Genomic DNA, 12,973 nt, shown 5'->3' on the forward strand with positions numbered 1-12,973 from the left:
GAGAAAACATGAGCCAATTCAAAGACCAAGTTGTTCTGATTACCGGAGCCAGCCGAGGAATCGGCGAGGCCATCGCCCACCAGTTTGCCGCCGAAGGCGCCCAGGTCATCGTCAGCTCCAGATCCCAGGAAGGGGTGGATGCTGTGGCCAACGCCATCAATGAACAAGGCGGTAAAGCCGCCGCCATCACCTGCCACAATGGCGACCGTGAATCCCGCGAGCAACTGATTGCCCGGACTGTTGAGCAATTTGGCCAACTTGACGTGATGATTAACAACGCCGCAGCCAACCCCTATTTTGGCAATGTGCTGGATATGGGCTTTGAAGCCATTATGAAAACCATTGAAGTCAACATTGAAGGGTATTTTCACATGAGTCAACTGGCCGGTCAGCAGATGCGTAAACAAGGCAGTGGCGTGATCCTTAATACCTCTTCGGTCAACGGCCGTACCACAGGCTACAATCAATCGTTGTATTCGGCATCCAAAGCCGCCATCATTTCCATGACCGAAAGCTTTGCCAAAGAATGCGCACCATTTGGTATCCGCGTGAACGCCATTCTGCCAGGCCTGACCGACACCAAATTTGCGTCAGCCCTGACTCAGAATGAAGCCATGCTGAAAATGATCCTGCCACAAATTCCCCTGGGTCGGGTGGCACAACCTGAAGAAATCGCACCAGCCTATCTGTTCCTGGCTTCCGAAGCAGCCAAATACATCACTGGAGTGAGTTTACCCGTCGATGGTGGATACCTGGCATGATGACATGGATCAGAACACCAGTGACATGACCCTGAGACCTGTGATGAGTTAAGCAAGGACAAAAGACCAACCTGAACCGGTTGGTTTTTTTTTGACAGCCTGTTCTGAGACAATCAATCGTTGTGTGCCAGCTCCACAGCCTGAATTGTTGAATCGGGTTATTCTGAGCCCCTCCTCTGCTTTCAGCGATCTGATCTGAATTGGTTGAGGTTGCTGGTAATTTCCGGATAATGGCGTTCCAGGCTGTACAAACTGGCTTATAACTGTGCCAGCCTCAGACGCTAATAAGGTAAGAACAAATCATCGCTTCTGATGGTTACAGCCGCCTGTTCCAGTAAAGCTTCAGGCAGTTGGGGAGCACAGGGGTCATCGATTGAATCAATGACTCCCCTTATCTTTTTTTGATAACAATAAATCCCCCAAACTGTTCAGTATTGAAACCTGAGACGAACATAGGCCTGGCTGGCGTCTTCAAACTGGCCAAAAAAAGTATTGGCTTGCTGACCGGTAAACACACTGCCCCCCAGGGTCATTTGCCACTGATCATTGTGTCGGTAATTCACAGATGGTCGCCAATAACTGTCATCATCAGTGGGCGAATAGAACACAAACAGGGACCAGGTGAGCTTCTCCTGCATGGCCCGATAAGTGAACCGACTGGTCATGACGTGCCGGTTTTCTGCTGGTTCAAATTCAGGGGCCAGGGAATGGTCCATTAATTGTTGATAATCTGTGGTTTTTTCCAGGTAATATTGCATGCCCCAGTTGAGGTTTTTAACCAATTCCCGCTCATAGCCGAGCAACAGCCGCCATTGACCATTGGCAATCAATGGCTGGTTGCCTGTAGAGTCATCCAGGGCCACATGCCTGCCCAATTCAAGGTTAACCAGACCAGCGCCCACAGTGGATTGCCAGCTGGCACCCCAGACATTTTTACGAGGAAAAAAAGGCTCACCGGCGGCATTGATGCCATTGGGGGACTTCTCAATGCCATGGTAACCATACAGGGCCAACTGATGACCCTGGATGTTTTTAAACAAACGCACCGCATACTCAGGCTGTCTGGGGTTCACCGGATTGATCACTTCACGACCACCCACCTGAGAACCGGCCAGTGGAAAAAACAGAGAAAAACGTTCTCCATTGATGAATCGGTCGGGTTCAGCAGTGGGGGTCAGCACCCAGTCGATGTTCAGCGCCTCAAAGTAGCTGGTGATGCGTATGGCATCTGCCGGGGCTTTGAGGTAATTGTCATCCCGCCCGGCAAAAAATGATTGCCAGTCCTTGGGAAACTGATCGTTGATGAACAACAGGTCACCGGTTCCCCAGGTGGTGATTTGTCTGCCCAATACCACATCGGTCTGACCAAACAAAGAAAATTGAAAATTCAATTCCCGTAGATCCAACTGCAAACCACCCAACACATCATCCAGGTAGACATCATGGCTCCAATTAAAATCAAAGTCCTCATGCTCATAATCAAAGGCGTGATGCCAACGACCCTCACTCAGTACCCGTTGATCAGAGAATATGTCATCAGTGGATATCCGATGGGCTTGTGCCCACTCCAGAAATCCGGAATGCGAAACCGGAGAGGCCTCCCCCCAGTCATCGCCCCAGTCATCATCCCAATCATCTTCAGCTGTTGATGACTGCCCCCAGACAGGTTGGGCCAACCACAGCATCAACCATAAACCGGTCCTGATCATTGGGCATTCAGCCAGTTTTTAGGCGGGTTTCGCAGCGAACGAATGGTGAACACATCATCTTCCATGCCCAGGTCATAAGCAGGTCTCCTGAATTCAAGCAAAGTATAGCCACCGGTCTTCAGATTGGACACTTTGGACTTCATCACTGTGGCATGTCCCTGCACATCTGCCACTTCTACCACCTCTACCCGGCGGTAAACATCACCCTGCTGATCGCGGTATTCGATCAACATCGGTAAAAACGTGGCCTTATCAATGTGCATGCTGTATTCAGCAAACTCGACGCTGTCTGGGTCTTTAGGAGTGCTGGTCAGGTAAAAGTACTGTTCATCTTCTTTGACCAGTTGATGCTCATCATAGCCAGTGTTTCGACCAGAAACATCTTCATAGAAGAAATCCGAACCCACAAAACTGGTGCGGTTGTCACTGGCTGAAATCCTTTTCTCCAGGTCCAATGCCGGCAGATACAACCAACGGTCATCTTCTTCAGCCACTTTCTTGTGCACCAGAAAGACCGTATTTTTGACATCAGAAGGACGGCTGAAAACCACCAGAAACCGCTGATCACCGCCATCTTCCAAATCTTTACGCAAAATCACAAACTGGCGCATTTGTTTGTTATCCTTGGCATCCACAATGATCATCCGCGCATCACTGCGACCATCGTCTCCTGCATAAAATGAAGCCAGATTGGCCCGTTCTATGATCATCGCCACATCAGTACCGGATGCGGCATTCGACATGGCAGACACAAACATCAAAATCATCAATATTGTTTTCATCGTTTCACCTCAAAGTCCACTTGTTTAAAATTTTCAGCATGGCCGGCAACATCATCAGGGTGACCAGCGCTGAGACCGCCATGATGGTGGCCAAAAAGAAACCCACGGTGATGTATGGCACCAATGGCGCAAATAACAGCGGTGTAAAGCCAATGGCAATGACCACCGCATTTTTACTGATCGCCGCAGCCGGCTCGGCAAACATCAGTTTCATGGTAACAGCAAAGTCCTGATGTTCGGCAAACAAGTCTCTGGCCCGCTGAATAAAATGAATCGCAAAATCAACTGACAAACCCAAGGTCAGTGCCGACAGCACGGCAATGGGCATGTCATAATCCTTACCCAACCAACCGATCAGACCATAAATAAATGAGATGGTCAGGGTCAATGGCAACATGGCCAACAAACCAAACAGCAGGCTTCTGAACAACAACACCATCATCACAAAAACCACCACAAAAGCGCTGAGCAGACTCATGCCCATTCCGGCCACCATTTCTTCCTGCCAGACTTTATTGAGGAATGTTTTACCGGCCCAGTTGATGTCCAGCTCAGCCAGTACCGGTTCATTGGCGATGTGTTCATCCAGATAGTCAACCACTGCTGTCATGTCCTGGTTATCACCGCTGGTCAGTTGTACCCAAATCACTGTTTCACTGTAATCCTGAGTCACAAAATGCCACAGATCATGCGGCCGGTGTGATGACTGATACTGCAACAAGGTTTGTGCCACACCCGCCTGGGTGGCTGGCAGGCGGAACTGCTCAGCATCCCCACCCTGCAATTCCCGGTTAACGGTTCTGACCACATCAGCCAGGGAATTGGATTTACCCACCAAGCCTGAGTCAGCCAATGCCTGTTGTAAATCTATCAATTGCTGTAATCCGCTCGGCGATTTGAAATAAGCCAGCTGTTGCTGGGCCACTTCCAGCTGCCCGATCAAATCTTCCAGCTGACTGATCTGCTCATCACTGGTGGCATCAAACAATTCATCCTCTGCCCGGTTCATCCAGTCATCCAGCTGTTCTTTGAAGCCCAATGATGGGTCCGCACCGGCAGACCATTGACTGAGCCTGTCACTCTGAACAGCGGTCAGTTGTTGTTCAAAATCAGTTTGAACATCCTGCTGATTGCTGCTGAGCACCAGATAGGCATCATAGGTGCCGGCAAAATGTTCATTCAAAACCTGATCGGCCACCCGGATTGGATGGTCCTGTTTAAACCAGCGGACCGGATTGTCATTGATCTGAATCTTCATAATGCCCCACACACTGATGGCCATGACCACCACAAAGAAAGCCGTCACCGCCCATGAATTGGCGACACTGAACTGGCCCAGTTTTTTGATGGCGCCGGACAACCTGGAACGACTGTGATGTATGTCCTGTAGTGAGCTCAAAGATGATTCTTTAAGTACAATCAGGTATGCCGGGATAAAGACGATGGTCAGCACAAATGCCAGAATGATGCCAAAACCCACAAAAGCACCGAACACCTGTACCGGCGGAATCGGGGTCAGCATCAACGAGAAAAAACCCACTGATGAGGTGATACTGGTGAACAGCATGGGTTTGAATAAATCAGCGATGACTTCTTTGATCACCGATCTGCGATTGGCGCCGGGCTGATACTTTTCTACAAATTCTGACATGATGTGAATCGAATCCACCACCGCGATTGGCATCAGGAAAATGGCAATCATAGAACTCATGATGTGCACGGTATAGCCCATACCTATCATGGCCCCCATGACCACGATGACGGTTGACATGGCAACGATCATTGGCGCTGCAATGAATTTCAGGTTTTTAAAGAAGTACCACATCAGCAAAAAAATCATCAGCCCGGCCAGGGGCGCCGAAATCCCCATCTGCACAAACATCTGATAGCCAAAGGTGTCTTCTGCCACCGGCAATCCGGTGATGTGATAATCATCCGGCGATTTGACACTGTCAATGATGCGTTGAATATCCTGAGAAATCCGGTGCGACTCATTTTTATCGGCAATGGGCACATAAATACTGGTGGCTTTGTGATCAGCAGAAACCAGGGTGTTATTCAGCAACGGCAGACGATCCACATAAGAGGCCAACAAATCGGCGCTTTCCTGATCTTGCGGTGGTTTTTTCATCAACCATTCAAACCGGATCGTTCCAGGTCCTTCCTGCACAATGTTATCGACATGTGACAATGCCATCAGATCATAGTCAATCACGCCCTTAATCTGTTCAATCTGATTGGCAACCGACAACAGTGCCTGCAGAGATTCAGGGTTATAAATCCCCTGAGCTGAACCATTAACCGCACCAACCACAATCATGTCATGCAAATTGAAGCGTTGTTTCACGGTATTATGGAATACCCTTTCAGACTGAGACTCAGGTAACATGTTCTCAGGATCGGTGTCTATTTGTATCAGTGGAATCAGGGCCGCTGTGGCCAAGGTTAGCAGCAACACCACCAGAAAAATCAGGCGGGGATGATCCAGTACAAAGTCTGTGGTTTTTTGATTCATTGGCTCAATGTCTAATTAATTGTTGGCATTATATATTAGTTTATTCTAATATTCAAATGGTTGTGTCAAAAACAGATTTCAGGCACAATAGCATGGTTTTTCATTACTGACCACCTCACATGACACCATCAATGGACGACATGATCACCCATTCTGGCTCTGCCTCAGAATTGCTTAAACTGATTTCGAATCAGAAAAGGTTACTGATCCTGTGTCTGTTGCATGAACAAGAGATGTCGGTTTCAGAACTGAACGAGACCCTGCCACAATTGTCTCAGTCAGCCCTCTCACAACACCTGGCGCAATTGAGGGATGCCAACCTGGTTAAAATAAGAAGAGAAGCACAAACCATCTTTTATTCACTGACCGACAGCAAAGCAGTCCGCATCATCCACCTGTTACACGAGCTTTATTGCCAGGACGATTGTCCCTGAATCCGGGACCTGAGAACCGGCTTCTGACAGCCATTCACAAATACTGAAAAAAATCCGTTACCTTTGGGGGATTGGATGCGTTTATACCCCTCAATTACAATCCATTTTCAATTAGGACGAACTTCGTAGGGGTAACATGCTCAGATTTTTAGGCCTGCTATTGGTGGCAGTAACTGTCAGCGCGCAATCACCAGAAAAACACGTACCATTGACCACAGCAACATTCAACATCGATGGTGTGATGGACGAAACCGCCTGGCAGAACGCCTTGATGATTCCCCTGTTGTACGAAAATTCACCCGGTGAAAACCTACCGGCTCAAGTGAAGACCGAAGCCTTCCTGATCGATACCGGCAACACCCTGGTCATTGGTTTCAGGGCAGAAGATCCTGAACCGGAAAAAATCCGCGCTTTCCTTCGTGACCGTGACGCCTCGTACAACGATGATTTTGTTGGGGTCATTCTCGACACTTACAACGATGAACGACGGGCCCTGGAGTTTTTCTCCAACCCATTGGGGGCACAGATGGACCTCATCATCACCAGCAACAGCGAAGATGATTCCTGGGATGCCATCTGGAATTCAGCCGGCCAGATCACCGAATTTGGTTATGTGGTGGAAATGGAAATTCCATACAACGAAATTCAAATGCCAGATACCGTGGGCGAAAAAACATGGGGACTGTATGTGCAAAGAACGCACCCCAGAGATGACCGGCGCCAGTACCGCAACGTCGTGGTGGCCCGCGACAATGATTGCTTCTTGTGCCAGACTGAAAAAGTCAGGGGGTTCACCAATGCCGATCGTGGCATGGATCTGGAAATCACCCCCACCCTCACTGGACTTGCTGCCAAAAGCCGTGATGCTGAAGATGCCGGGTTTGGACCGTCAGATACCCAAGTGGATGCCGGCATTGACATCAACTGGGGGATCAATTCCAACCTCACCCTGAACGCCACCATCAACCCAGATTTTTCACAAGTGGAATCAGATTCAGCACAATTGAACGTCAATCAAAACTTTGCTCTGTTTTTCCCGGAGCGGCGTTCATTTTTCCTGGAAAATGCCGATTACTTCGATTCCAACATGAATCTGGTTTATACCCGCAACATCGCAGACCCTGATTACGGTCTGCGACTGGTGGGCAAAAAAGGCGATCATGCCTATGGCTTCTTTTATGCCAAAGACACCCTGACCAATCTACTGATCCCCGGCACGCTGGGATCAGATTTCACCACCTTAGAACAGGATTCAGACAACCTGGTGGGTCGTTATCGCAAGGATTTCGGCCAATATGCTTCAACTTTTGGTGCCACCATCACCCGCCGTGATGGCGTGAGATACAGCAACACCCTGCTGTCTGCTGATCTGAACTTCAAACCCACCAGTACCGATGAAATCCGCATCCAATTGGCCGACTCTTCCACTGAGTACCCCGATGACATCGCTGAAGAATTTGACCAACAAACCGGCAGTTTTGATGGCCAGTCATACCTCGCACAATACCGGCACAATGGCCGCAACTGGCGTTTCAATGCCTTTCACCAAAATAAAGACGATGGTTTTCGCGCTGATTCCGGCTTCATCGGCCAGGTAGGTACCAGGCGCTCCGTTATTGGTGGCGGTTACGCCTGGATTGGTGAAGAAGACAACTGGTGGAATCGCATGGATGTCTACTCTGACTGGGACATCACCCATGATCAGCAAGGCACTGTTCTGGAGAAAGAATTTGAAGGCAGTTTTGGTATCAATGGTCCTTTACAATCATTCTATCGCGTGGGTTTGGGTGTCCGCGACCGGTTCTGGGAAGATCAGTTATACCGCGAAAATTTTCGGTTCTTTGATTTTGACATGCGGCCCATATCTGGCCTGGGCTTTGGGGTATTCATCAACCTCGGCCATGCGGTTGATTTCAGCAACAACCGGTTGGCAGATTCCACCCGTGGTGGGATCTATGTGAATGCCGACTGGGGTAAGCATTTCAATATCCGCATCAATCACAATTACCGTAACCTGTCGGTGGATGCTGGTAACATTTTCACAGCCAACCAGACTGACATCCGCTTGTCCTACCAATTCAACATCCGCCAACGCTTGCGACTGGCCCTGATTCACACCGACATCAACCGCGACCTGTCCTTGTACAATGAACCAGAAGATTTCAACCTGAACAGCGAGAACATGGCCACGCAATTGATTTATTCTTATAAGGTGAACCCCAGAACCCTGTTGTTTCTGGGCTATTCAGATGCCGGCACCGAATTCGATGACCTCGACAATTTTGTCAAAACCGACAAAAGTGTGTTTGCAAAATTCAGTTATGCCTGGAAACGCTGAAGCTGCTCCGAAGTCAACAACATTCATGCCTGTTGGCTTTGTTGTAACCGGCCTTTTTACTCAAGAGCAATTCAGCATCATATAAATCATCATAGAAATCATCATATAAATCATCATATAAATCATCATACAAAGCACCAAATAACTGCCCCATTGGCACCTCTACGCTGGCCAGCGCCACCCCAGCGTTGAGGGCTTTCGTTTTCTGACCAGGCATGTCAAAAAAGTGGCTGCGCTCACTGAGCGCATCAATGGCGTGGCGTGGCTTGTCCCATCCGGTAAATCAGCCAATAACCCAAACCATGGAAATCCACCACTGAAACCAAGAAAACGGTTAACGTCATCATGCTGTCTTTGGGGGGAGCATTGTCATCTCATTAATCTTGAACACCAACAAACCGCCTGACAATGCGGATGGTTACAAGTGGCTGATGTTTTGTGAAAGTGAGAATGACGACAGCATTCGCCACCTGTGTACTGCTTACCTCGTTGTCGATTCAGGCTCAGCTGTTGATTGTGCGCTGGCCCCACCGCGATGAGCCACGATAAGAGCAATGAAAAAACCATCAGATTGATGGCCACTTCATAAACCCCGCTTCAGAAAATCAATCAGAACATCGGGGTTTTGTTTTTGGGATCTTCAGGAACTGGCTGACCCACCCCCCAATGCTCCACAATCAGCCCGTCTTTCATTCGGAAAATATGCATCAGCGCAGCACCACGAGAATCCGGGGTGCGCTTTACATGAAGGTGTAACCAAACCAGATCTCCTTCAGATGCGCTTCGCTTTATCGACATCGAAAGCTTTGGATACGCTTTGTATCGTCCCAGAAACAGCTTGAACAACCCTTCACGTCCACCGCTTATGTGCGGCGAATGTTCAACAAAATGCTCGGAATAACACTCGTTACGCAAAATCTCAATCCTTTGTGATGGTTGCAAATCGTTCCTGCTTTCCAGCACTTCCATGCAGTAGATGGCCTTTTTAAGATTTGATCGCTCCAATGGACTGTGTGAATTTTCATTTGCCAGACATACAGAGCTCAATGACACAGCCATAAAGCCCGAAATTATAAAACCAATAGTTTTTTGAACACTCATCGATCACCTCTTCATGAAACAGACATCAAATAAAAAAATCAGCATCAAAACACGCCTGCTCAGCGACTTCATGCGCAGCAGGCCAATGAACAGTTGCTGCTGTTATGTAGCAGCTCCTATGTACTGACTCAATGAGCATGCCCATCTTGGTGGCTTCCGTTTGAGTAGCCCCTGAGCGTGTCATACATCATTATTTGATGATGATTCAGAACCTTTTTCATTTCCAGATGCGCGTGCAGATGAGCACCCCGCAATTGCGCCCTTGTTTTTCCAATTAACAGCAGCAAAGAATCAAGTTCTGCCGCAGCCACTTGACCAGAAGCAAAAAGTGAATCCAGTTTTGTCTCATAACTGACAAGCTGTTCACCGAGAACAACTGCATGCTCGCGCATGTTGTCGAATATGCGATTTGTTTGGGCAATTTGCTGACTGGAAAGTTGCAATTGATCGGCCATATCAAGCACATGTCGTGGGCCAGGATAATGATTGAGCTCTGCCACTTTCGCAAAGCCCATACCCTTGCCTTGCATTAATCCATTGATCTCAACAGGATTCAGAGATTTTATCAGGTTCGCTTCCTCTCCCGTGTATGGCGATTGAGTGGCAGGAATTGCTGAGTGGCCCCCAGCAATTAACAGTGCGACGATGGTAAATATCATTTGCTACTCCTCAGCGCCCAAACGCTGTAATTAATGCTGCGATGCATCCGCAGACTGACCTGGTTTGGTGTTTACTCAAGCCAATAAACACCGCCTAGTATTCCACTTGGTTTTTATGCACTGATGCCCAATGATCACGACTGCTCAAACCAACAAACAGAGTCAGCACATACAATGAATGCAGTGAAAACAGCCCACTGATTGTTTTTGCTTGAAGCGTTTGTGATGTCGCACTACTGTTGCTTGAGAATGATCATTTCTTTGGCAACCAGAGCTGCTGAAGGCAAAAACATTGTTGAGACAATACGTTGATCCGCGATCACTGCAGTTTTATCTTTCAGTGTTTCCTTATTCTGGGCCATCGCCCCATTTTTATTCAATTGTGTTTCAATCAGAAAAGGCAACAGCGTGCCTTGTTTTGCCCATGGCTTGGATTGTTCAGTGGCGTTGGGAAATCCAGCTATTTTTTTCCCTTTTACCATAAACTCCCCATTGGATAACGTCACATTTGCAATACCTGCAGCACCATGACCACCCACACCGACAACACCACCTGACTCATACACACGACTGATAATGGATTGGATGGATTGATCATCTGCAACATCAAACATGACCCCGTATCCACCACCAATGAATACCCCCCAATAGTCATCAGGGTCAATTTGAGAAGGGATGAATGAACTGTTGGCTTTTTCTAAGAAACCTTCGTATTTGATGGTGTAACTACTGATGCCTAAAGGGTCCATCATAAATTCAACTTCTCCGCCTTGAGGTGATACAAAGTCAACTTCAAAGCCATGGCTCACAAAAACATGATAAGGCGGAGCATATTCCCATAAATTATTTCTGGCATCATGTTTTTCCGGATCTCCCATATCCACCATATTCGATACCACGATGAGCACTTTCCTGGGTGGTTCTGCCAGTGCGTTGGTAGCGGTCAGCAGAATTATGAGTAACACAGAAGTTAGAAATTTCATTGTTTTCCCTTGTCAATCAATCGCTTTTTTTGACGATTTCAGTGAATAAAAACATATTGTTGGGTCATAAAAAAAACAGACCATTCATGTTCATGATGAGCCAGGACATCAGCAGGTGGCGTCATCACCAGTATCTGGTTGTGGCCAATTATCCCAGCTATCCAATCCACCGTCCAAATAATTCTAACCCCATCTTCTGGTTGAGTGAATTGAATATGATGACTATGCACGTAAAAAGACATGGAATGAGTAACAAGCAGGCAACCTTGGACTTAAAGAACCTGATGGCACAATAAACGATACAAAATGCCGTAAGGGCGTGAATAAGTCCCAATATACTTAAATGTTTGATGTCTTCGGACATGCCCAGTGCCACCACTGAGATATAAACAGACGCCAGAGCGACCGAATGCTTTACCTTATGTTTATCAGCATATACAAGCATGCCTAAGGCGGCCAGAATCAATCCCCCAAGGATTAACACGGTAGCCACAGGAACATAATATTCAAATATCAAGTTATTCATTCTCTGCGTTTAAAAAAACTCGGTTGGTGACGTTGATGACATTATTTGCAGAAAAAAGGTGACAGCTTTATCAGGCCAGCGGGAATTGACTTGTTAACTGCTGGCACCTACCTGCTTTTACTGACAAACCCCTCCTCCAAATTTGGATTAAATTTTCACCATAACGCACTGTTATATCGTGGATTTCGAACCTCCAATGCAACCAATGCAATGATGATCTGACACCCAGCGAATCAGAACGACAGTTCTGGCGTGAATCTAAAACCGTGGCCAAAATCACTTGATCACACCTCGCATCAGTGGTCAAAATGAGGGCGAAGCGAACATTTTGACCCGGCTGCATGTACTTGTTATGCGGAACATTCATGACTCATTGGCGTACCGGATCAAGAGCTCGTACATCTCATTCGAGTCAGCCTGCTGCGAGCACTTAATTGCAGATATTCCCTGATTGTTAGTGGTGTCCACGCTTGCGCCGGCGTCGAGCAACACTTTCGCTGATCCAACAGTATCTGTTTTTTTATTTGGGCCATGCGGCCCAAAACCAAATACTGCCCAATAGAGAGGTGTCGCTCCAAACTCCATACACTTTACTTCAAGTTCGGCTCCGCATTGAATCAACAGTTCAACTGTCGACGTCAGGCCCATTAATGCCGCCCAATGCAATGGACGCGCTCCAAAGACCGCAGTCGCTTCCAGGTTGGCTCCAGAATCAATTAGCAACTTTGCTACTGTCTCAGTACCTAGTGAGGTGGCCGCTATTAACGGACTCTCTCTTCCTTCCGTCCCTTCGATAAGCGCGCCGTTCTCGATGAGCAACGCTACAATCTCGGCTGCCCGGGCGTCGTCCAGCCAATTATTGAATACGCAGTCACAGACATAATGCAGTGGATCGGATTCATTTTTCTGGTTGAGAGACCATACGACGCTCTGATTGGCTAATTCAGGACAGGAGGCCAGAGCACCTTTCAATCCCTGCAAGTTCCCGGCTTCAATCATTTGCCGAAAATTCTCATCGCTCATATTTCAATAATTTTCCGATATCGAAGGTTAGGAATCGACATGCTACTTGCATTCCATAATGCCCTGCTGATGCAATATCAATATTAAAATATTAAGTAAAATATTGAAAAATATTAAGGACAGGCACTTCATAATGAAAAAT

The 12,973-nt window shown here is 47.6% G+C and carries 11 protein-coding genes; 3 read left to right on the top strand and 8 right to left on the bottom strand.

Going from position 1 to position 12,973, the window contains the following annotated elements:
- Positions 1-8 precede the first annotated feature (8 nt).
- Positions 9-761 (top strand): glucose 1-dehydrogenase, encoded by a 753-nt coding sequence (locus B0475_RS15015; protein WP_077412705.1) that lies wholly within the window; start codon positions 9-11, stop codon positions 759-761.
- Positions 762-1,189: 428 nt separating this feature from the next.
- Here B0475_RS15015 and B0475_RS15020 read toward each other — a convergent pair whose 3' ends face one another.
- Genes B0475_RS15020 through B0475_RS15030 form a run of 3 tightly spaced genes read right to left on the bottom strand, consistent with a single transcriptional unit; the run spans position 1,190 to position 5,767 of the window.
- A complete protein-coding gene (locus tag B0475_RS15020) occupies positions 1,190-2,470 on the bottom strand; it encodes a hypothetical protein (RefSeq protein ID WP_077412706.1) in 1,281 nt (426 codons plus the stop codon).
- Positions 2,467-3,252: an outer membrane lipoprotein-sorting protein gene (locus B0475_RS15025; RefSeq protein ID WP_077412707.1), complete on the bottom strand. Its 786-nt coding sequence runs from the start codon at positions 3,250-3,252 to the stop codon at positions 2,467-2,469. The genes B0475_RS15020 and B0475_RS15025 overlap by 4 nt, the downstream gene beginning before the upstream one ends.
- A 4-nt stretch (positions 3,253-3,256) precedes the next feature.
- Positions 3,257-5,767 (bottom strand): efflux RND transporter permease subunit, encoded by a 2,511-nt coding sequence (locus tag B0475_RS15030; RefSeq protein WP_077412708.1) that lies wholly within the window; start codon positions 5,765-5,767, stop codon positions 3,257-3,259.
- Positions 5,768-5,886: 119 nt separating this feature from the next.
- Here B0475_RS15030 and B0475_RS15035 point away from each other — a divergent pair, with 119 nt between their 5' ends.
- Positions 5,887-6,201, top strand: coding sequence for an ArsR/SmtB family transcription factor (locus B0475_RS15035; RefSeq protein WP_198538327.1), 315 nt, complete (start codon positions 5,887-5,889; stop codon positions 6,199-6,201).
- A 136-nt stretch (positions 6,202-6,337) separates the two neighbouring features.
- Positions 6,338-8,539: a carbohydrate binding family 9 domain-containing protein gene (locus B0475_RS15040; RefSeq protein WP_077412709.1), complete on the top strand. Its 2,202-nt coding sequence runs from the start codon at positions 6,338-6,340 to the stop codon at positions 8,537-8,539.
- A gap of 13 nt (positions 8,540-8,552) precedes the next feature.
- On the opposite strand, the gene B0475_RS15045 is transcribed toward B0475_RS15040, so the two are convergent.
- The 5 genes from B0475_RS15045 to B0475_RS15070 form a co-directional block, all read right to left on the bottom strand.
- Positions 8,553-8,756, bottom strand: coding sequence for a hypothetical protein (locus tag B0475_RS15045; protein ID WP_077412710.1), 204 nt, complete (start codon positions 8,754-8,756; stop codon positions 8,553-8,555).
- 392 nt (positions 8,757-9,148) lie between these two features.
- Entirely contained in the window at positions 9,149-9,640 is a 492-nt protein-coding gene (locus tag B0475_RS15050) for a nuclear transport factor 2 family protein (RefSeq protein WP_077412711.1), read from the bottom strand.
- Positions 9,641-9,768: 128 nt separating this feature from the next.
- Positions 9,769-10,299, bottom strand: a complete 531-nt coding sequence (locus B0475_RS15055; RefSeq protein ID WP_077412712.1) for a hypothetical protein — start codon at positions 10,297-10,299, stop codon at positions 9,769-9,771.
- A 233-nt stretch (positions 10,300-10,532) separates the two neighbouring features.
- Positions 10,533-11,207 (bottom strand): type 1 glutamine amidotransferase domain-containing protein, encoded by a 675-nt coding sequence (locus tag B0475_RS15060; protein WP_198538328.1) that lies wholly within the window; start codon positions 11,205-11,207, stop codon positions 10,533-10,535.
- A 964-nt stretch (positions 11,208-12,171) separates the two neighbouring features.
- Positions 12,172-12,831 (bottom strand): ankyrin repeat domain-containing protein, encoded by a 660-nt coding sequence (locus B0475_RS15070; RefSeq protein ID WP_077412715.1) that lies wholly within the window; start codon positions 12,829-12,831, stop codon positions 12,172-12,174.
- Positions 12,832-12,973 lie beyond the last annotated feature (142 nt).

The organism is Marinicella sediminis (genome assembly GCF_002000055.1).
In the GTDB taxonomy this organism is placed as follows: domain Bacteria; phylum Pseudomonadota; class Gammaproteobacteria; order Xanthomonadales; family Marinicellaceae; genus Marinicella; species Marinicella sediminis.